Here is a 19,523-nt window from a genome sequence, read left to right as displayed (position 1 = left end):
ATTGAGGGGGATGGCCTGATTCTGCCACAAAAAAGCCCCGTCGGGACGGGGCTAAATCATGATCTGGCGTTTCACGCAATAATAACGTCACCATTTGGCTGTTTGATCACAGTAATTTGTTCCAGACTATGGAGGACCAAATCTACCTCATTCAGACGCGGCGTCTCAGTCGGCGCATTGACTGCGATAACCTTGCAACCCGCCGCCAGGCCAGAAAGCACACCAGCGGGCGCATCCTCTACTACCACGCATTCCTGCGGCGCAAGGCCCAACAGTTGTGCACCTAACAGATATGCATCCGGCTCTGGTTTTCCACGTTTAACCCGCTCTGCGGTAACAAACACTTCCGGCGCGGGAAGTCCGGCGACTTTGTGACGTGCTCGCGCAACAGGCATGGAACCAGAAGTGACAATGGCCCACGGAATCCCCGCTTTATTCAAATGATTGAGTAAAGCTATCGCCCCTGGGAGTGCGGTAATACCTTCGGTTTCCGTGGCCTCGATTTGTTCCAGACGGGTAAACTCGGCGGCAATTTCCGTCTCCGATTTGCCCATCATGAAATGGCGCAGAGACGTAATCGCCTGTTTACCATGAATAAACGCCAGCACATCTTCCGGTGCTAGCCCATGACGTCTGGCCCAGTTGCTCCACGCCCGCTCTACCGCGGGCAGAGAATCCACCAGCGTTCCATCCAGATCAAACAGAAAACCTTTACACCGCACGCGGGCCTCCTCAGGCGTTGATGATTTGGTTAATTTCGTTAGCGCTCAGGTGATACTGACGCGGGCAGGCATGCCAGACATTCAACATGCGCAGATATTTCTCCCACATTGGCGTCTGGGCATTAAAACCGTGAGTTCCGGCATCAAAATGGGTGTAACGCCCTTCAACGTTAACCATAAAGCGGACATAACCGAGATAACGTGCTTCGGTGGCGGCGTCAAAGCCGAGGAAGGTGACACGACGTTCATCGATGGATTGCTGGTCCTGTAAATTAGACCAGGAAACATGCAGCGCGTGATACATCTCCATAATGTCGATGATAGTGCGGCAGGTTTCTTCTTTCAGCTCGCCAAACTCGCGATCCAGTTCACGCATTTGTAAACCATAACCACGCTCAATGATTGTTTGCAGGCGACGGTAACGTTCAGCATTTGCCGGATCGAGCATAGTCATCATTTTGTACTGGTTAGACAAAATAAGACGTTGCGCGTTGGTCATTTCCATTGTTGACTCCTGTATCACTCTACTACGGTGAAAAAAAAGAAGGCCGATGTCTGCCTTCTTTTATATGCGTAATCAGGGGTCAATTACAAATCATCAAGGAAAGTTTTATCCAGTTGTTTGAAGGCGCGCTTAAGCGTGTCAGCTAATGCCTGGTAATCAGGCTTGCCTTCAACAGGTGCCAGCACCTGTCCAGACTCCTGCAATTTACCGCGAACTTCATAAAACCAGTTGAGGATTGCAGGTGGTAATGGCGTTACAGAGCGCTTGCCCAGCCACCACAGTCCCTGCATGGGTAAGCTTAGGGCGAACAACGCAGTGGCGACTGCCGGACCAAGCTGACCGCCCAGCGCAATCTGCCAGCAGAGAGTAAACACGGCGATCGGCGGCATAAAGCGGATCGCATAGCGCGTCATCTTAATGACTCGATTCTCAACAAAGACCGGGGCAAGGCGTTTTTCCAGCGGCCACGTCTTTGAGTAATGCTGTCCCCGGCGAAACAAGCTAAAAAAATTAACAGAACGATTATCCGGCGTTGACATGCTTCACCTCAACTTCACATATAAAGATTCAAAAATTTGTGCAAATTCACAACTCAGCGGGACAACGTTCAAAACATTTTGTCTTCCATACCCACAATCAGGTATCCTTTAGCAGCCTGAAATGGCCGAGTAGTACATATTCATTGAGTCGTCAAATTCATAAACATTATGCCATTGGCTGAAAATTACGCAAAATGGCATAGACTCAAGATATTTCTTCCATCATGCAAAAAAAATTTGCAGTGCATGATGTTAATCATAAATGTCGGTGTCATCATGCGCTACGCTCTATGGCTCCCTGACGTTTTTTTAGCCACGTATCAATTATAGGTACTTCCATGTCGAGTAAGTTAGTACTGGTTCTGAACTGCGGTAGTTCTTCACTGAAATTTGCAATCATCGATGCAGCGAATGGTGAAGAGTACCTTTCTGGTTTAGCCGAATGTTTCCACCTGCCCGAAGCACGTATCAAATGGAAAATGGACGGCAATAAACAAGAAGCGGCTTTAGGTGCAGGCGCCGCTCACAGCGAAGCGCTCAACTTTATCGTTAATACTATTCTGGCACAAAAACCAGAACTGTCTGCGCAGCTGACCGCTATCGGTCACCGTATCGTACACGGCGGTGAGAAGTATACCAGCTCCGTAGTGATCGACGAGTCTGTTATTCAGGGTATCAAAGATGCAGCTTCTTTTGCACCGCTGCACAACCCGGCTCACCTGATCGGTATCGAAGAAGCACTGAAATCTTTCCCGCAGTTGAAAGATAAAAACGTTGCTGTATTTGACACGGCGTTCCACCAGACTATGCCGGAAGAGTCTTACCTCTACGCCCTGCCGTACAACCTGTACAAAGAGCACGGCATCCGTCGTTATGGCGCGCACGGCACCAGCCACTTCTATGTAACTCAGGAAGCGGCAAAAATGCTGAACAAACCGGTAGAAGAACTGAACATCATCACCTGCCACCTGGGCAACGGTGGTTCCGTTTCTGCTATCCGTAACGGCAAATGCGTTGATACCTCTATGGGTCTGACTCCGCTGGAAGGCCTGGTAATGGGTACTCGTTCTGGTGACATCGATCCGGCGATCATTTTCCACCTGCACGACACCCTCGGCATGAGCGTTGATGCCATCAACAAACTGCTGACCAAAGAGTCTGGCCTGCTGGGTCTGACCGAAGTGACCAGCGACTGCCGCTATGTTGAAGATAACTACGCGACGAAAGAAGACGCGAAGCGCGCAATGGACGTTTACTGCCACCGCCTGGCGAAATACATCGGTGCATACACCGCGCTGATGGATGGTCGTCTGGACGCTGTTGTATTCACCGGTGGTATCGGTGAAAACGCAGCGATGGTTCGTGAACTGTCTCTGGGCAAACTGGGCGTGCTGGGCTTTGAAGTTGATCGCGAACGCAACCTGGCTGCACGTTTCGGCAAATCTGGTTTCATCAACAAAGAAGGTACCCGTCCTGCGGTGGTTATCCCAACCAACGAAGAACTGGTTATCGCGCAAGACGCGAGCCGCCTGACTGCCTGATTTCACACCGCCAGCCCAGCTGGCGGTGCTGTTTTGTAACCCGCCAACCGGCGGTAACGAAAGAGGATAAACCGTGTCCCGTATTATTATGCTGATCCCTACCGGAACCAGCGTCGGTCTGACCAGCGTCAGCCTCGGCGTGATCCGTGCAATGGAACGCAAAGGCGTTCGTCTGAGCGTTTTCAAACCTATTGCTCAGCCGCGTACCGGTGGCGATGCGCCCGATCAGACAACGACTATCGTGCGTGCGAGCTCTTCCACCACGACAGCCGCCGAACCGCTGAAAATGAGCTACGTTGAAGGTCTGCTTTCCAGCAATAAAAAAGATGTGCTGATGGAAGAGATCGTCGCGAACTACCACGCTAACACCAAAGACGCTGAAGTGGTTCTGGTTGAAGGTCTGGTACCGACACGTAAACACCAGTTTGCCCAGTCTCTGAACTACGAAATCGCCAAAACGCTGAACGCGGAAATCGTCTTCGTTATGTCTCAGGGTACTGACACCCCGGAACAGCTGAAAGAGCGTATCGAACTGACTCGTAACAGCTTCGGTGGTGCCAAAAACACCAACATCACTGGCGTTATCGTTAACAAACTGAACGCACCGGTTGATGAACAGGGTCGTACTCGCCCGGATCTGTCCGAGATTTTCGACGACTCTTCCAAAGCTAAAATCAACAATGTTGATCCAGCGAAGCTGCAAGAATCCAGCCCGCTGCCGGTTCTCGGCGCTGTGCCGTGGAGCTTTGATCTAATCGCGACTCGTGCTATCGATATGGCACGCCACCTGAATGCCACCATCATCAACGAAGGCGACATCAACACTCGCCGCGTGAAATCTGTAACTTTCTGTGCACGCAGCATTCCGCACATGCTGGAGCACTTCCGTGCAGGTTCTCTGCTGGTAACTTCCGCAGACCGTCCTGACGTACTGGTTGCCGCTTGCCTTGCTGCAATGAACGGCGTAGAAATCGGCGCCCTGCTGCTGACTGGCGGCTATGAAATGGACGCGCGCATTTCTAAACTGTGCGAACGCGCTTTCGCCACCGGCCTGCCGGTATTCATGGTGAACACCAACACCTGGCAGACTTCTCTGAGCCTGCAGAGCTTCAACCTGGAAGTTCCGGTTGACGATCACGAGCGCATCGAGAAAGTTCAGGAATACGTTGCTAACTACATCAACGCTGACTGGATTGACTCTCTGACTGCCACTTCCGAGCGCAGCCGTCGTCTGTCTCCGCCTGCGTTCCGTTATCAGCTGACTGAACTGGCGCGCAAAGCGGGCAAACGTATCGTTCTGCCGGAAGGCGACGAACCGCGTACCGTTAAAGCAGCCGCCATCTGTGCTGAACGTGGTATCGCAACTTGCGTACTGTTGGGTAACCCGGCAGAGATCAACCGAGTTGCAGCGTCTCAAGGCGTAGAACTGGGCGCAGGCATTGAAATCGTTGATCCGGAAGTGGTTCGCGAAAAATATGTTGCTCGTCTGGTCGAACTGCGTAAGAACAAAGGCATGACCGAAACCGTTGCCCGCGAACAGCTGGAAGACAACGTGGTTCTCGGTACCCTGATGCTGGAACAGGATGAAGTTGATGGCCTGGTTTCCGGTGCTGTTCACACCACCGCAAACACCATCCGTCCGCCGCTGCAGCTGATCAAAACTGCACCGGGTAGCTCTCTGGTATCTTCCGTGTTCTTCATGCTGCTGCCGGAACAGGTTTACGTTTACGGTGACTGTGCGATCAACCCGGATCCGACCGCAGAACAGCTGGCTGAAATCGCCATCCAGTCCGCGGATTCCGCCGCAGCCTTCGGTATCGAACCGCGTGTGGCTATGCTCTCCTACTCCACCGGTACTTCTGGTGCAGGTAGCGACGTAGAGAAAGTTCGCGAAGCAACTCGTCTGGCGCAGGAAAAACGTCCTGACCTGATGATCGACGGCCCGCTGCAGTACGACGCTGCGGTAATGGCTGACGTTGCGAAATCTAAAGCGCCGAACTCTCCGGTTGCAGGTCGCGCTACCGTGTTCATCTTCCCGGATCTGAACACCGGTAACACCACCTACAAAGCGGTACAGCGTTCTGCCGACCTGATCTCCATCGGGCCGATGCTGCAGGGTATGCGCAAGCCGGTTAACGACCTGTCCCGTGGCGCACTGGTTGACGATATAGTCTACACCATCGCGCTGACTGCGATTCAGTCTGCACAGCAGCAGTAATCTCGTCATAATCCGCAGCCTTACTGCTGCGGATATCAGAACCGGAAATAGCCACTATTTCCGGTTTTTTATTCTCTTAATTTGCATTACTCCTTTCTGATTATCTTGCTTAACTGCGCTGCATCAATGAATTGCGTCATCTCACTTTGCATACTTACCACTTTGTCTTGTGCAAGGGAAAATTTGCGCTATGTCAGCAATCACTGAATCCAAACCAACCAGAAGATGGGCAATGCCCGATACTCTGGTGATTATCTTTTTTGTTGCTATTTTAACCAGTCTCGCCACCTGGGTTGTTCCGGTGGGAATGTTTGACAGTCAGGAAGTGCAATATCAGGTTGATGGTCAGACAAAAACACGCAAGGTTGTAGACCCTCACTCATTTCGCATTCTGACCAACGAGGCGGGCGAACCAGAGTATCACCGCGTACAACTGTTCTCGACGGGCGATGAACGTCCCGGCCTGATGAACTTCCCGTTTGAAGGGCTAACCTCTGGTTCGAAATATGGGACCGCCGTTGGCATCATCATGTTTATGCTGGTGATTGGCGGCGCGTTTGGCATCGTGATGCGTACAGGAACTATTGATAACGGCATCCTGGCGCTTATCCGCCACACACGAGGGAATGAAATTCTTTTCATTCCGGCGTTATTTATTCTCTTTTCACTCGGCGGTGCGGTATTTGGCATGGGAGAAGAGGCAGTCGCCTTTGCCATCATCATCGCGCCACTCATGGTACGGCTAGGTTATGACAGTATCACCACCGTCCTGGTAACCTATATCGCTACGCAAATCGGTTTTGCCAGCTCGTGGATGAACCCGTTCTGCGTGGTCGTCGCCCAGGGGATCGCTGGTGTTCCGGTGCTTTCTGGCTCCGGTTTGCGCATCGTGGTATGGGTAATCTCTACTCTGATTGGCCTGGTCTTCACCATGGTGTACGCCTCACGGGTGAAAAAGAATCCTCTGTTGTCACGCGTTCATGAGTCCGATCGTTTCTTCCGCGAAAAACAGGCGGATGTCGAACAGCGCCCATTTACCTTTGGTGACTGGCTGGTATTAATTGTTTTAACCGCCGTCATGATCTGGGTGATTTGGGGCGTTATTGTCAATGCCTGGTTTATTCCTGAAATTGCCAGCCAGTTCTTCGCTATGGGTCTGGTAATTGGCATCATCGGCGTTGTCTTCCGTCTGAATGGTATGACGGTAAACACCATGGCTTCATCATTTACCGAAGGCGCGCGAATGATGATAGCCCCCGCCCTGCTGGTTGGTTTCGCCAAAGGGATTTTGCTGCTGGTAGGTAACGGCGAAGCCGGTGATGCCAGCGTACTGAATACCATCCTCAACAGCATTGCCAATGCCATTAGCGGCCTTGATAACGCGGTCGCGGCGTGGTTTATGCTGCTCTTCCAGGCGGTATTTAATTTCTTCGTGACATCCGGTTCTGGCCAGGCCGCGTTAACCATGCCGTTACTGGCACCGCTTGGCGATCTGGTCGGCGTTAACCGTCAGGTTACCGTGCTGGCCTTCCAGTTTGGCGATGGCTTCAGTCATATCATTTACCCGACCTCGGCTTCGTTAATGGCCACGCTCGGTGTTTGCCGGGTGGACTTCCGTAACTGGATAAAAGTGGGGGCAACACTGCTTGGGCTGCTGTTTATTATGTCCAGCGTGGTGGTGATAGGCGCCCAGTTGATGGGCTACCATTAAAAACGTTAAGAGCCGCGATTGCGGCTCTTAGATTGATGACAACGGAAAAATTGCCTGATGCGTTACGCTTATCATGCCTACATGGCCCATGCAATATATTGAATTTGCAATATTTTGTAGGCCGGATAAGGCATTTACGCCGCATCCGGCATAAACAAAGCGCACTTTGTCTACAACCTGAGAGCCGCAACTGCGGCTCTTTTTTCATTCTGCCGTTTCAGTCTCTACGGCTTCATTGTTGGCATTGCGCTTCATCCACAACGCCAAAGCTTTTAGCGAGTCTGGTGTGAACTCATCGCAACGCGCGGTGATTTCTTCTGGCGTCAGCCAGCAGACCTCGCTGACTTCATCTTCCTGAAGGGCGAAAGGGCCGTGAGAAACACAGCTGAACAACGCGCCCCAGACACGGCAATTTTTATCTTCGAAATAGAACTGCCCGTGCTCGGCAAAGGGGACACCGGCAATGCCCAACTCTTCTTCCGCTTCGCGACGTGCGGATTCCAGCAGTTGTTCATCAGCCTGGACCACACCACCAGCAGTAGCATCTAACATGCCGGGTAAAAAGTCTTTTGTCTCGGTACGACGCTGGACCAGAATTTTGCCCATACCATCATGCACGACGATGTAAGTTGCACGATGACGCAGACACTGTGCCCGCATTTGTTCCCGGCTGGCTTGTGCAATGACTTCGTTATCTTCATTGACAATATCCACCCATTCAGTACTTGCCAAACGACGCTGTTCCATTATCAGGAAACCTTCTTTTTCTGGCGCTCTTACGGCGCATTTTGAGTTGTTGGGTAAATTACGGATTAATCGCGACCTGCGCAATGATACTTTGATCATTGAGTGCGATTACGCTTAGTACGTCATCTTCGAGCATGCCGTAGCTCGCCAGATTGCCGCCTTTCGGAATGCTAACCGAACCGGGGTTGAAGTGGAAAATCTCCCCCCGCTGCTCCGCCACCGGCAGATGGGTATGACCATACACCAGCACGTCGTTCTGGTTTAACGCCGGCAGATTATCCGGGCCAAACAGATGCCCATGTGTCAGAAACAGGCGCTGTTTTTCCAGCAACACCTGTTGCCATGGCGCGGTCATTGGGAAATGCAGCAGCATTTGGTCCACTTCACTGTCGCAGTTGCCACGTACAGCGATGACTTTATGCGCCACTTCATTCAAGCGTTCCGCCACCTTTGCCGGCGCATAGCCCTCCGGTAAAGCATTGCGTGGGCCGTGATTCAGCACGTCGCCAAGAATCACCAGCCACTGCGCGCCGCTTTGGGCAAACAACTCCAGTACACGTTCCGTCGCCGGTAACGACCCATGAATGTCCGATGCAAACATCAGTTTCATCACTCACTCCTCGTCGAAAAAACGTAAGCTATGATACTGGATTCTGTCGCTGCTATCAGCCAGATTGCTTTGCTGAAAGTGCAATAAAACGCTGAACTGAAGCACGCTGCCACTGGAATGCCGCATAATCCACCATACGCTCCGGCACCTCATCGCCGTGCAGCACCAGACGATTAATCATTAGCGCTAAATCAGTGTCGGCAATGCACCACTCGCCAAACAAATTAGGCTGGTTATGCGTCAGTAAATGTTCTGCCATTGCGAACAATTTCTGCGCGCTGGCTTTTCCCTCCGCCGTTAGCGGTGCTTTTTTTGCGCCAGCAAAAACGACATCCGTCGAACGCTCTTCACGCAGAGGCATCAGGTCGCTCCGCAGCCATGCCTGAATCTGCCGTGCACGCGCCCGGTTTTGCAGATCCAATGGATAAATGCGTTCCCAGGTCGGCGGCGCAAAACGGTCTTCCAGATATTCCGCTATGGCAGAGGATTCACTCAACTCAAAATCATCAATCTGTAACAAAGGCACGCGGCGTGTCTGCCCGTAACCTTGCCACGTCGGCTGTAAATGTTCACCGCTGTCAAGGTCGATAGTCTTTATATGAAAAGGTAGTCCTTTCTCCTGCAACGCCACCCAGGCAGATAACACGTAGGGGGAGAAAAAATGGGCATCTGACCAAAGCGTGATAGCGGGTTTACTCATTATATCCTCGGCGATAAAGGGGCTTGCTCTCAAACTATAGAGCCTTTTTGCCACGGTTACTTGATGAAAACTCACGCAAGCCTCCCGGGTTTCTATACTTGAGATGTTCAGATTATTAGACAACCGGAGCTGCAATGATCGATCTCTATTATGCCCCTACCCCAAATGGCCACAAAATTACGCTGTTTCTCGAAGAGGCTGGCCTGGATTATCGTTTAATTAAGGTTGACTTGGGGAAAGGCTGTCAGTTTCGCCCGGAGTTTTTGCGCATTTCACCGAACAATAAGATTCCGGCAATTGTTGATCATTCACCGACTGATGGCGGCGAACCGTTAAGCCTCTTTGAGTCAGGTGCAATATTGTTGTATCTGGCAGAGAAAACGGGACTATTTTTAAGTCACGACCCGCGTGAGCGCGCCACCACCTTACAATGGTTATTCTGGCAGGTTGGCGGCCTGGGGCCAATGCTCGGACAGAATCATCATTTTAATCATGCTGCGCCACAGACTATTCCTTACGCTATTGAACGTTATCAGGTTGAAACCCAGCGTCTGTATCAGGTACTCAATAAGCGCCTGGAAAACGCCCCCTGGCTTGGCGGCGAAGATTACAGCATTGCGGATATTGCCTGTTGGCCGTGGGTAAATGCATATGCTCGTCAGCGGATTGACCTTGCTATGTACCCGGCAGCGAAGAACTGGCATGAGCGGATCCGTTCACGCCCAGCCACCGGACAATCACTATTAAAGGCCCAATTGAATGATGAGATCTCAGATAGTTAACTGAGAAAGGTTCTCGTGTATTATTCCAGTCTAAGTAAAACAACAGGGAACCTGCAATGTCACAACCTGCCGCTATTATTCGTATAAAGAACCTTCGTTTACGTACATTTATCGGAATTAAGGACGAAGAGATTAACAACCGTCAGGATATCGTTATCAATGTCACGATCCACTACCCCGCCGATAAAGCGCGTACCAGTGAAGATATTAATGACGCGCTGAACTATCGCACCGTCACCAAAAACATCATTCAACACGTAGAGAATAACCGTTTCTCTTTGCTGGAAAAATTAACTCAGGATGTGCTCGATATCGCACGTGAACATCACTGGGTAACCTATGCTGAAGTGGAGATCGATAAACTGCACGCGCTGCGCTACGCCGATTCGGTATCAATGACCTTGAGCTGGCAGCGTTAACCGCCATATCGGGAGGCTGCATGAATATAGTGATCACCGGAGGGACTGGATTAATTGGTCGCCATTTAATCCCGCGTTTGCTGGAGTTGGGCCATCAGGTCACTGTGGTGACGCGTAACACGCAGAAAGCCAGTTCAATCCTCGGCCCTCAAGTGACACTATGGCAAGGGCTTGCCGATCAAAGCAACCTCAACGGCGTTGATGCGGTAATCAACCTGGCTGGCGAACCGATTGCCGACAAACGCTGGACTCGCGAGCAAAAAGACCGACTGTGCCAAAGTCGCTGGAATATTACGCAAAAACTGGTGGATTTAATTAACGCCAGCAACACGCCGCCGTCGGTCCTTATTTCCGGTTCGGCGACGGGATATTACGGTGATTTAGGTGAAGTTGTAGTTACCGAAGAAGAGCCTCCGCATAACGAATTTACCCATAAACTCTGCGCTCGTTGGGAAGAAATTGCCTGTCGGGCGCAAAGCGACAAAACGCGTGTGTGCCTGCTGCGTACCGGTGTGGTGCTGGCACCAGATGGCGGAATTCTCGGCAAAATGCTGCCGCCGTTTCGCCTCGGTTTAGGTGGCCCAATTGGCTCTGGTCGGCAGTATCTGGCCTGGATTCATATCGATGATATGGTCAACGGGATTCTCTGGCTGCTGGATAACGATCTGCGCGGACCGTTTAATATGGTTGCCCCCTATCCGGTACGCAACGAACAATTTGCCCACGCGCTCGGTCATGCACTGCATCGCCCGGCAATTATGCGCGTCCCCGCCACCGCTATTCGGCTGTTAATGGGCGAATCTTCAGTTCTGGTATTAGGCGGGCAACGTGCGCTGCCAAAAAGGCTGGAAGAAGCGGGATTCGCTTTTCGCTGGTACGATTTAGACGAGGCGCTGGCAGACGTTATTCACTGATGTGTTTTACCGCGAACATCCGCCAGTTAGTTCCTGGTAATTCAGAATTAGTGGCTTTTCGCCAAAAGCTCGTCTGGCGAAAGTCGGGTCAGTGTCAAAACTAACTCTCGGTCTAAACCTCTCTCCAGCATCTCCTGAGCAATACGCAGGGCTTCTTCGCGTTTGCCCAGAATTAATCCATCATTCCGCCCTTCTTCACGTAATCTGTCAGCAATGGTCATCAGTTTCTCCTTTTCTTGTGGTGCGCGTTCCGCTATCTCACCAATAAATGCGCGGAAGCGCTGGGCATCCCCCGTTTGTAATACGTAATTAAACAGGGCTTTTAGCTGCCTGTCATTAGTGTTGCCTGTAATAAGCAGAGAAACGATTTGATCGACTAATCCCAATAGATCGCGCTGGCGAATATGTTTCTGCATTAACTCCAGCAACGCCATTTTGCGATGTTGCATAATCTCGTCATCCGGCACCACGGTAATATCCACCAGCGGAAAAGCCGATGAATAAATTTTGCGGGCAATAGCAGGTTCCGCAAATTCATCAAGCCAGCAGAGAGAATAAGGATAAGGACTTCTGCAACCATGATAAAACAGCATCGGGATCACCAAAGGCAGTTCTTTATAGCCTGCATCAAGATGATTTTGCATTGCCGCGATAGAATAGCGCATCATGCGGTGTGGAAGTTGTCGATATGGTCATGGCGTTCCGTCACCTCTCAAATTTAAGATGACGAGACAATAACCACCCTTTATAAGCAAGGCAGCAGGCAGTTTTTATATCTGGACAGCGAATTCAGAACTATTTTAAGTGGACTGCAATATATACATTTCAACGGAAGCTAACTCGCAAATTAGCCTTGAAAATACTCCGGCAGCATTAGCCACCGGAGAGGCAATTATTTCAGCGATCCCTTAAGGAACTGTTGCAAACGAGGACTTTGCGGGTTGCCAAATAATTGTTCTGGCGCACCCTCTTCTTCGATTTTCCCCTGATGGAGGAAAATAACATGTGTGGAGACATGGCGAGCAAATTCCATTTCGTGGGTTACCACCACCATCGTTTTGCCCTCTTCCGCCAGCTGCTGCATAATGCGCAGCACTTCGCCCACCAGCTCCGGATCAAGGGCCGATGTAGGTTCATCAAACAGCAGAACTTCTGGTTCCATTGCCAGCGCCCTTGCGATGGAAACACGCTGTTGCTGACCGCCGGACAGATGCACCGGATATTTCCCCTGCGCACGTTCGTCTATGCCGACTTTCGCCAGATATTTCACCGCCCGCTCGCGCGCTTCATGCTTGCTCAGGCCCAGCACCTGAATGGGCGCTTCCATGACGTTTTCCAGCACCGTCATGTGGCTCCAGAGATTGAAGTGCTGGAACACCATCGTCAGGCGCGTGCGCAGTAAACGCAGCTGATTTTTATCGGCGACTTTGAGTTGGCCGTCTTTATCCCGCACCAGATTGATAGTCTGGCCGTTAACCACGATCGTGCCTTCACTCGGTTTTTCGAGGAAGTTAATGCAACGCAGAAAGGTACTTTTCCCCGATCCCGACGATCCGATGATGCTGATCACATCCCCGGCGTTCGCTTGCAGTGACACCCCTTTCAGCACTTCATGTTCGCCGTAGCGTTTGTGCAAATCGATAACGTTTAATTTATTCTCGGACATCGTATTCTCAGTGCGTTGAAGAAGGTTTCACATGCTGCAACCAGCGTTTTTCCGCTCTGCGAAAGAGGCTGATCAGGACATAAGAGATGATTAAATAGAGTACCGCAGCAATGCCAAAGGCGGTAAAAGGTTGATACGTCGCGGCGTTGATATCACGGGCAATTTTCAGCAGATCCGGCACCGTGGCAGTAAACGCCAGCGCAGTAGAGTGCAACATCAGGATCACTTCGTTGCTGTAGGCCGGTAAAGCAATACGCAGCGCCGACGGTAAAATAATGCAGCGATACATTTTAAAGGTCGAGAAACCATAGGCCCTGGCAGCTTCAATTTCCCCGTGCGGCACCGAGCGGATCGCTCCGGCAAAAATCTCGGTGGTGTAAGCACAAGTGTTAAGCGTCAGCGCCAGCACGGTACAGTTCAGGCCACTGCGGAAAAAGGCGTTAAGGAACTCGGTCCCTTTAACAATCTCCAGCGTGTACATGCCGGAATAGAACACCAGCAACTGCACATACAGCGGCGTACCGCGAAAAATATAGGTAAATAACCAGATTGGAAACTGGATGTATTTATTACTTGAGACGCGACCAATCGCCAGAAACAGCGCCAGAATTCCGCCTATCACTACTGACAAAATCAGCAACCAAAGGGTAATCGCCACGCCGGTAAAGCGATAACCGTCGGTCCACAACAGCGGTTTCCAGTATTCATGTAAGATTTCGATCACAGGTCAGCCCTCTTCACACCCACGGAGTAGCGGCGCTCAAGGAACAGCAGCACACCATTGGAAACGGTGGTGAAAACCAGATAAATCACGCCACAGACGATGGCGAAATAGAACGGTTCCCATGTACTTTTGCCTGCCAATTGGGTGGCTTTCACCACATCTTCCAGGCCGAGTAACGAAACCAGAGCGGTAGATTTGAGGATCACCTGCCAGTTGTTGCCAATGCCCGGCAGAGCGTAACGCATCATCGCCGGAAACATAATCCGCCGAAATACTTGCCCGCGAGTAAAACCGAACGCCGTAGCCGCCTCTATTTGTCCTTTCGGCACCGCCATAAACGCGCCACGGAACGTTTCGGTGAAGTAAGCACCGTAAATAAAACCCAGGGTGATAATACCGGCAACCATCGGGTCGATATCAATCTGTCCGACGCCCATCGCTTCCGTCACCGCGTTTAGCGCAATCTGCAAACCGTAAAATATCAGCAGCATCAACACCAAGTCCGGCACGCCGCGAATCAGCGTGGTGTACCCTTCGAAAATCAGCCCCGAAAGCCGATTTTGCGAGAGCTTACCGCCAGCGCCAATTAAACCGATGATTACAGCGAGCACTACAGAGCTGATAGCCAGCTCCAGCGTGACGAGCGCCCCCTGTAAAATAACACCTGAAAACCCATACAACATGCAGCCTGTCCTGTCGTGTGTGGTGAATTTCCTGCCTCTTGTCTCCCTCCGGTTACCCAAAGGGAGCGGGCTTTCTTTCACCGATGGTGATTAACCACCATAAACATCAAAATCGAAGTACTTTTTCGCTAATTTCTCGTAAGTACCGTCAGCGCGCATTTCGGCAAAGGCTTTGTTCAGTGCCTCGCGCAGTTCGTTATCTTCTTTACGCAGGCCCATGCCGGTGCCTACGCCAAACAGTTTTTCATCTTTAACAGACGGGCCACCGAATTTGTAATCTTTACCGACAGGCTGTTTGAGGAAACCTTCGCTGGCGGCAACTTCGTCCTGGAACGCGGCATCAATACGCCCGGCGGTCAGGTCAGAATAAATGTTGTCCTGCCCCTGATAAGAGACGATTTCAATGCCTTTTGGCGCCCAGTGCTCGTTACCAAATGTCTCCTGGGTCGTGCCCTGCAATACGCCCACCCGCTTGCCTTTCAGCGATTCTACTGTCGGCTGAATGTCGGAATTTTTCGCCACAACCAGGCGAGAATCGGCGGCGTACAATTTGTCGGTGAAGGCTATTTCCTGCTGACGTTTTTCGGTGATGGAAAGCGATGACATGATGGCGTCAATCTTCTTCGCTTTTAATGACGGAATTAACGCATCCAGCGGGTTTTCGACAAATGTACATTGCGTATTGATGCGTTTGCACAGTTCCTTCGCCAGGTCGATATCAAAGCCAACCAATTCACCTTGTGAATTTTTTGATTCAAACGGTGCATAAGTCGGGTCAGTACCGATGCGAATATTTTGCGGAATAGCAGCAAAAGCAGCAGTCGCGCTGGAGAAGGCCAGAACCAAGGAGAGCGATAGCACCAGTTTTTTCATAATGTCCTCAACTGACAGTCTTTTAATAGGGAATATTTACAGGTTTGTTACACTTATCGTGCCATAAAATTGACCAACAAGGCAAAATATCCCGGCCCGTTAATCGTATTATTTTTCATTAAAATTGCTTAAGTATGCATTTCAATGCACCACGATAGTGCAACAAACCTATAATGCACCATGAGAATGACGCTATCAGGTGCAGCTTCCCTGCGACGTATCAGTCACCGTAGACATTAAAATCGAAGTACTTTTTCGCCATCTTGTCGTAAGTACCATCCTGGCGCAGTTCGCCAAGCGCCTTATTAAACGCAGCCGTCAGTTCAGCATCATCTTTACGTAGCCCGACACCGGTGCCGTCACCGAAGTATTTTTTGTCTTTCACTGAAGGGCCAGCAAAGGCGAACTCTTTACCGGCAGGTTGCTTAAGGAATCCTTCACTGGCGGCGACTTCATCTTGTAACGCAGCATCCAGACGCCCCGCAGCCAGATCGGAATAAACTAAATCCTGGTTGGCATAAGCCACAACATCAATACCTTTACTGCGCCAGGTATCGTTAGCGTAGGCTTCCTGAGTGGAGCCTTGCAGCACTCCGACATGTTTACCTTTCAGTGAATCCAGCGTTGGCTGAATCGGCGAACCTTTGGCGGCAATCAAACGGGAATCCGCGGCGTACAACTTGTCAGAGAAAGCAATCTCCTGCTGACGTTTATCGGTAATGGAGAGCGACGAAATAATGGCGTCGATTTTTTTCGCTTTCAGTGAGGGGATCAGCGCGTCAAAGTCACTGGCAACCCAGGTACATTTCACCTGCATCCGTTTGCACATCTCGTTACCGAGATCGATATCAAAGCCAACAAAGTCACCTTTGGCATCTTTCGATGAGAACGGTGCATAGGTGGTATCCGTTCCGATACGTACCGTCTCCGGCAGCGCCGCGTAGCTGGAAGCTGCTGCGGAGATACCGACTAACAAAGACAGAGCGAGAATCGACTTCTTCATACATAACCCTCAAGTGAAATGGCTTTTTTATATTGTGTATTGTGTTGTGTGTTTGCAGGCTCATTCATGCAGGTCTTATGCCATCTTGCCGACAGCAGCAACATTCAACGTAAAATATGTTAATAAGACGTTGCATTATTGTCCTGAAATTGAAGATAGCAGGTATGGCGGTTGAATCGCAGCGTTTCGATTCAATGGAAGGAACAAAATGTCGAGGATTTGATCGCGGTTGCAAAATTGCCCTGAAACAGGGCAACAGTGGAGTTATACGCCCTGCCAGCGGGCAAAGAGATCTTCGGGAAGGGTTATCGCAAACTGGTCAAGAACACGGTTAACCGTCTGATTTATCACATCATCAAGGGATTGCGGGCGATGATAAAACGCCGGAACGGGAGGCATAATCACCGCACCGATTTCAGCCGCCTGAGTCATTAAACGCAGGTGGCCTAAGTGCAATGGTGTTTCACGCACGCAGAGCACCAACGGGCGACGCTCTTTCAGCACCACATCTGCCGCGCGGGTCAACAGGCCATCGGTATAGCTATGGACAATGCCGGAAAGGGTTTTGATTGAACAGGGTAAAATCACCATGCCCAGCGTCTGAAAAGAACCAGAAGAGATGCTGGCAGCAATATCGCGCGCATCATGAGTTACATCGGCTAACGCCTGCACTTCGCGCAGGGAAAAATCCGTTTCGAGGGATAAGGTCTGGCGCGCCGCCTGGCTCATAACCAGATGCGTTTCGATGTCTGTGACATCGCGCAGAACCTGTAATAAGCGCACGCCATAAATCGCGCCGCTGGCACCACTGATGCCTACAATGAGTCGTTTCATAGAGAGTTGCCCTGTCAGACTTGCAGGCAGACTTTGCAGGATTTCGGCGGGAGTTGCAAGTCAGGGTGCCAGACTGGCACCCTGAGTGAAGGCATCATCCTTCGTTATGCATTTCCAGGTTTTCCACTTCGTTCTGACGTTGCAATGCTTTGGCGTCGTCATTACGTAAAGTATCGAGAAAATCGAGGTAGCCCTGATCAACATCTTTGGTGACGTAGACGCCGTTGAACACCGAGCATTCAAACTGCTGGATATCCGGATTTTCAGCGCGAACGGCTTCGATCAGATCGTTGAGATCCTGGAAAATCAAACCGTCGGCACCGATGATCTGGCGAATTTCATCCACTTCACGGCCGTGAGCGATCAGTTCCGTGGCACTCGGCATATCAATACCATAAACGTTCGGGAAGCGAATTTCCGGTGCCGCAGAGGCGAGGTACACTTTCTTCGCTCCGGCTTCGCGTGCCATCTCGATAATTTGTTCAGAGGTGGTGCCGCGCACGATGGAGTCATCAACCAGCAGGACGTTTTTATCGCGGAACTCAGCGCGGTTGGCGTTCAATTTACGGCGCACAGATTTACGACGCAGTTGCTGACCCGGCATGATGAAGGTACGACCAACATAGCGATTTTTAACAAAGCCCTGGCGGTACGGTTTGCCCAGAATTCGGGCTATTTCCAGCGCGATATCGCAAGAAGTTTCCGGGATCGGGATCACCACGTCAATATCCAGATCTTCCCATTCACGGGCAATTTTCTCGCCCAGTTTGGTGCCCATATTCACACGCGCGCTGTAAACGGAAATTTTGTCGATGAACGAGTCAGGACGGGCAAAGTAAACATACTCAAACAGGCACGGATTGCTGACCGGATTGTCAGCACACTGACGGGTAAACAACTGCCCTTCTTCAGTGATGTAAATCGCTTCGCCTGGGGCGACGTCACGCAGGAACTCAAAGCCCAGCGTATCGAGCGCAACGCTTTCGGAAGCGACCATATATTCTGTGCGATTCTCGTCGATATCACGTTTCCCCAACACCAGCGGACGAATCCCGTTAGGATCGCGGAAGGCGACCATACCGTGGCCGATAATCATCGCCACGCAGGCATACGCGCCGCGAATTTGGCGGTTAGTCGCGGCAATGGCGGAGAAAATGTTGTCGGCTTCCAGCGGATAGTGGCGGAAGTTATCCAGCTCGCTGGCGAAGATATTAAGCAGAATTTCCGAGTCAGAAGTGGTGTTGATGTGGCGGCGTTTTTCTTCAAACAGTTTTTTACGCAACTCGTGAGCGTTGGTCAGATTGCCGTTGTGGGCAAGCGTAATACCATACGGAGAGTTAACGTAAAACGGCTGCGCTTCAGAGGCACTGGAGCTGCCAGCCGTAGGGTAACGCACATGACCAATGCCCATATTGCCCTGCAAACGCTGCATATGGCGAGCTTCAAATACATCGCTCACCAGCCCGTTCGCTTTACGCAAACGGAAGCAGTTATTGGCATCTATGGTGATGATGCCGGCGGCATCCTGACCGCGATGCTGAAGCACCGTTAAGGCATCATAAATCGACTGGTTAACCGGCATAACACCGGCGATACCGACAATACCGCACATACGTCTTTTTCCTCGTTAAGCCACATCTCAGAGCACTTACGCCCTGGGCAAGAAACTTGACGAGCTTTGCAGATAATCAAAAAACCATCTGATGATAAAACTGAACTGCGGGATCAGCTGTGATTTGCTCCAGTCTTCGCTTTTCGACACCCCGGTAAAGGAGTCGAGAAAGAAGAGAATGGCAGCAACAATCAACACACCGCGCAACGCACCGAAACAGACGCCCAGCACCCGATCGGTGCCTGACAACCCCGTTTTCTCCACCAGCTGGCCTATCACGAAGTTCACGATAGCACCAACGATCAGGGTAGCGATAAACAGTACCGCGATGGCAATCCCATTTCGAACCAGTTCGTCTTCAAAGCCCGTAAACCAGACTGACAGGTAAGTGTAGTAATGACTGGCAACAAAGAAAGCACAACCCCATGTCACCAGCGATAACGCTTCACGAACAAAGCCGCGGATCAGGCTAACCAGAGAGGAAAAAGCAATCACCGCGATTATGGCGTAATCAATCCAGACCATATGTGTCCCACGATTTTACGCCCTGTCATCCTGTTCGGGGCGCATTCTAACAGAAAAAGAAAACGTTTGCGTAGGGATTTCCTTCCCGCGCATCAATAAAAATGGCGCTGAAAAAATATTCAACGCCATCGACTTTTTATGCCTTTGCGGCATCGGGCAATCATTGTCGGATGCGGCGTGAACGCCTTATCCGAC

Annotated in this window: 20 protein-coding genes and 1 pseudogene; 6 read left to right on the top strand and 15 right to left on the bottom strand. The window is 51.0% G+C overall.

The window, feature by feature from the left end:
- Positions 1 to 71: 71 nt before the first annotated feature.
- The 3 genes from hxpA to yfbV all read right to left on the bottom strand — a co-directional run bounded on the left by hxpA (position 72) and on the right by yfbV (position 1,766).
- A complete protein-coding gene (gene hxpA / locus AACS80_RS12235) occupies positions 72 to 722 on the bottom strand; it encodes a hexitol phosphatase HxpA (RefSeq protein ID WP_130207225.1) in 651 nt (216 codons plus the stop codon).
- 10 nt (positions 723 to 732) lie between these two features.
- A complete protein-coding gene (locus tag AACS80_RS12230) occupies positions 733 to 1,227 on the bottom strand; it encodes a YfbU family protein (protein ID WP_064526599.1) in 495 nt (164 codons plus the stop codon).
- Between the two features lie 83 nt (positions 1,228 to 1,310).
- Positions 1,311 to 1,766 (bottom strand): terminus macrodomain insulation protein YfbV, encoded by a 456-nt coding sequence (gene yfbV, locus AACS80_RS12225; protein ID WP_000106627.1) that lies wholly within the window; start codon positions 1,764 to 1,766, stop codon positions 1,311 to 1,313.
- A gap of 338 nt (positions 1,767 to 2,104) precedes the next feature.
- On the opposite strand from yfbV, the gene ackA reads away from it, so the two are divergent.
- The 3 genes from ackA (at position 2,105) to yfcC (ending at position 7,236) form a co-directional block, all read left to right on the top strand.
- Complete coding sequence (ackA, locus tag AACS80_RS12220; RefSeq protein WP_130207228.1) at positions 2,105 to 3,307, top strand: acetate kinase; 1,203 nt, start codon at positions 2,105 to 2,107, stop codon at positions 3,305 to 3,307.
- A 73-nt stretch (positions 3,308 to 3,380) separates the two neighbouring features.
- On the top strand, positions 3,381 to 5,525 hold the full coding sequence (gene pta, locus AACS80_RS12215; RefSeq protein WP_130207230.1) for a phosphate acetyltransferase: 2,145 nt from the start codon (positions 3,381 to 3,383) through the stop codon (positions 5,523 to 5,525).
- A gap of 190 nt (positions 5,526 to 5,715) precedes the next feature.
- Positions 5,716 to 7,236 (top strand): putative basic amino acid antiporter YfcC, encoded by a 1,521-nt coding sequence (yfcC, locus tag AACS80_RS12210; protein WP_130207232.1) that lies wholly within the window; start codon positions 5,716 to 5,718, stop codon positions 7,234 to 7,236.
- 204 nt (positions 7,237 to 7,440) lie between these two features.
- Here the strand turns inward: yfcC and yfcD are convergent, their stop codons facing one another.
- From yfcD to yfcF, 3 genes are read right to left on the bottom strand one after another with little or no spacing between them, the layout of a single operon-like run.
- Positions 7,441 to 7,983 carry an NUDIX hydrolase YfcD gene (yfcD, locus tag AACS80_RS12205; RefSeq protein WP_130207234.1) on the bottom strand — a complete coding sequence of 181 codons (543 nt, stop codon included), beginning with the start codon at positions 7,981 to 7,983 and terminating at the stop codon, positions 7,441 to 7,443.
- 58 nt (positions 7,984 to 8,041) lie between these two features.
- The gene (gene yfcE / locus AACS80_RS12200; protein ID WP_064526570.1) at positions 8,042 to 8,593 is read right to left on the bottom strand and encodes a phosphodiesterase; all 552 of its coding nucleotides are present in this window, start codon (positions 8,591 to 8,593) and stop codon (positions 8,042 to 8,044) included.
- A 55-nt stretch (positions 8,594 to 8,648) separates the two neighbouring features.
- Entirely contained in the window at positions 8,649 to 9,293 is a 645-nt protein-coding gene (gene yfcF, locus AACS80_RS12195; RefSeq protein ID WP_130207236.1) for a glutathione transferase, read from the bottom strand.
- Positions 9,294 to 9,427: 134 nt separating this feature from the next.
- Here yfcF and yfcG point away from each other — a divergent pair, with 134 nt between their 5' ends.
- Genes yfcG through AACS80_RS12180 form a run of 3 tightly spaced genes read left to right on the top strand, consistent with a single transcriptional unit; the run spans position 9,428 to position 11,408 of the window.
- A complete protein-coding gene (gene yfcG, locus AACS80_RS12190) occupies positions 9,428 to 10,075 on the top strand; it encodes a GSH-dependent disulfide bond oxidoreductase (protein WP_130207238.1) in 648 nt (215 codons plus the stop codon).
- A gap of 56 nt (positions 10,076 to 10,131) precedes the next feature.
- A complete protein-coding gene (gene folX / locus AACS80_RS12185) occupies positions 10,132 to 10,494 on the top strand; it encodes a dihydroneopterin triphosphate 2'-epimerase (protein ID WP_130207240.1) in 363 nt (120 codons plus the stop codon).
- Between the two features lie 20 nt (positions 10,495 to 10,514).
- Complete coding sequence (locus tag AACS80_RS12180; RefSeq protein WP_130207242.1) at positions 10,515 to 11,408, top strand: TIGR01777 family oxidoreductase; 894 nt, start codon at positions 10,515 to 10,517, stop codon at positions 11,406 to 11,408.
- Positions 11,409 to 11,455: 47 nt separating this feature from the next.
- Here the strand turns inward: AACS80_RS12180 and AACS80_RS12175 are convergent.
- From AACS80_RS12175 to cvpA, 9 genes and pseudogenes are all read right to left on the bottom strand, one after another.
- Positions 11,456 to 12,082 (bottom strand): annotated as a pseudogene (locus AACS80_RS12175) (Rpn family recombination-promoting nuclease/putative transposase); the annotation flags it as partial.
- A gap of 218 nt (positions 12,083 to 12,300) precedes the next feature.
- The gene (gene hisP, locus AACS80_RS12170; protein ID WP_130207246.1) at positions 12,301 to 13,074 is read right to left on the bottom strand and encodes a histidine ABC transporter ATP-binding protein HisP; all 774 of its coding nucleotides are present in this window, start codon (positions 13,072 to 13,074) and stop codon (positions 12,301 to 12,303) included.
- Positions 13,075 to 13,081: 7 nt separating this feature from the next.
- Positions 13,082 to 13,798 carry an ABC transporter permease gene (locus AACS80_RS12165; RefSeq protein WP_000569948.1) on the bottom strand — a complete coding sequence of 239 codons (717 nt, stop codon included), beginning with the start codon at positions 13,796 to 13,798 and terminating at the stop codon, positions 13,082 to 13,084.
- Positions 13,795 to 14,481 carry a histidine ABC transporter permease HisQ gene (hisQ, locus tag AACS80_RS12160; protein ID WP_130207250.1) on the bottom strand — a complete coding sequence of 229 codons (687 nt, stop codon included), beginning with the start codon at positions 14,479 to 14,481 and terminating at the stop codon, positions 13,795 to 13,797. Before hisQ ends, AACS80_RS12165 begins: the two co-directional genes overlap by 4 nt.
- A 90-nt stretch (positions 14,482 to 14,571) precedes the next feature.
- Positions 14,572 to 15,354: a histidine ABC transporter substrate-binding protein HisJ gene (gene hisJ / locus AACS80_RS12155; protein WP_000737621.1), complete on the bottom strand. Its 783-nt coding sequence runs from the start codon at positions 15,352 to 15,354 to the stop codon at positions 14,572 to 14,574.
- 220 nt (positions 15,355 to 15,574) lie between these two features.
- Positions 15,575 to 16,357 (bottom strand): lysine/arginine/ornithine ABC transporter substrate-binding protein ArgT, encoded by a 783-nt coding sequence (gene argT / locus AACS80_RS12150; protein ID WP_130207252.1) that lies wholly within the window; start codon positions 16,355 to 16,357, stop codon positions 15,575 to 15,577.
- Positions 16,358 to 16,621: 264 nt separating this feature from the next.
- Positions 16,622 to 17,191: a flavin prenyltransferase UbiX gene (gene ubiX / locus AACS80_RS12145; RefSeq protein WP_112923829.1), complete on the bottom strand. Its 570-nt coding sequence runs from the start codon at positions 17,189 to 17,191 to the stop codon at positions 16,622 to 16,624.
- A 94-nt stretch (positions 17,192 to 17,285) separates the two neighbouring features.
- On the bottom strand, positions 17,286 to 18,803 hold the full coding sequence (gene purF / locus AACS80_RS12140; RefSeq protein ID WP_130207254.1) for an amidophosphoribosyltransferase: 1,518 nt from the start codon (positions 18,801 to 18,803) through the stop codon (positions 17,286 to 17,288).
- A 36-nt stretch (positions 18,804 to 18,839) separates the two neighbouring features.
- Positions 18,840 to 19,328 carry a colicin V production protein gene (gene cvpA, locus AACS80_RS12135; RefSeq protein ID WP_000262113.1) on the bottom strand — a complete coding sequence of 163 codons (489 nt, stop codon included), beginning with the start codon at positions 19,326 to 19,328 and terminating at the stop codon, positions 18,840 to 18,842.
- Positions 19,329 to 19,523: the final 195 nt, after the last annotated feature.

Origin of the sequence: Escherichia sp. E4385 (assembly GCF_963883145.1) — a bacterium.
Lineage (GTDB): Bacteria > Pseudomonadota > Gammaproteobacteria > Enterobacterales > Enterobacteriaceae > Escherichia.
Note: the sequence above shows the minus strand (reverse complement) of the source record. Positions and strands in the feature narration are given on the sequence as shown.

Coding starts and splice junctions, on each gene's coding strand:
- AACS80_RS12230 (WP_064526599.1), bottom strand. CDS start 1,227: ATGGAAATGACCAACGCGCAACGTCTTATTTTGTCTAACCAGTACAAA.
- yfbV (WP_000106627.1), bottom strand. CDS start 1,766: ATGTCAACGCCGGATAATCGTTCTGTTAATTTTTTTAGCTTGTTTCGC.
- ackA (WP_130207228.1), top strand. CDS start 2,105: ATGTCGAGTAAGTTAGTACTGGTTCTGAACTGCGGTAGTTCTTCACTG.
- yfcC (WP_130207232.1), top strand. CDS start 5,716: ATGTCAGCAATCACTGAATCCAAACCAACCAGAAGATGGGCAATGCCC.
- yfcD (WP_130207234.1), bottom strand. CDS start 7,983: ATGGAACAGCGTCGTTTGGCAAGTACTGAATGGGTGGATATTGTCAAT.
- yfcE (WP_064526570.1), bottom strand. CDS start 8,593: ATGAAACTGATGTTTGCATCGGACATTCATGGGTCGTTACCGGCGACG.
- yfcF (WP_130207236.1), bottom strand. CDS start 9,293: ATGAGTAAACCCGCTATCACGCTTTGGTCAGATGCCCATTTTTTCTCC.
- yfcG (WP_130207238.1), top strand. CDS start 9,428: ATGATCGATCTCTATTATGCCCCTACCCCAAATGGCCACAAAATTACG.
- folX (WP_130207240.1), top strand. CDS start 10,132: ATGTCACAACCTGCCGCTATTATTCGTATAAAGAACCTTCGTTTACGT.
- AACS80_RS12180 (WP_130207242.1), top strand. CDS start 10,515: ATGAATATAGTGATCACCGGAGGGACTGGATTAATTGGTCGCCATTTA.
- hisP (WP_130207246.1), bottom strand. CDS start 13,074: ATGTCCGAGAATAAATTAAACGTTATCGATTTGCACAAACGCTACGGC.
- hisQ (WP_130207250.1), bottom strand. CDS start 14,481: ATGTTGTATGGGTTTTCAGGTGTTATTTTACAGGGGGCGCTCGTCACG.
- hisJ (WP_000737621.1), bottom strand. CDS start 15,354: ATGAAAAAACTGGTGCTATCGCTCTCCTTGGTTCTGGCCTTCTCCAGC.
- argT (WP_130207252.1), bottom strand. CDS start 16,357: ATGAAGAAGTCGATTCTCGCTCTGTCTTTGTTAGTCGGTATCTCCGCA.
- ubiX (WP_112923829.1), bottom strand. CDS start 17,191: ATGAAACGACTCATTGTAGGCATCAGTGGTGCCAGCGGCGCGATTTAT.
- purF (WP_130207254.1), bottom strand. CDS start 18,803: ATGTGCGGTATTGTCGGTATCGCCGGTGTTATGCCGGTTAACCAGTCG.
- cvpA (WP_000262113.1), bottom strand. CDS start 19,328: ATGGTCTGGATTGATTACGCCATAATCGCGGTGATTGCTTTTTCCTCT.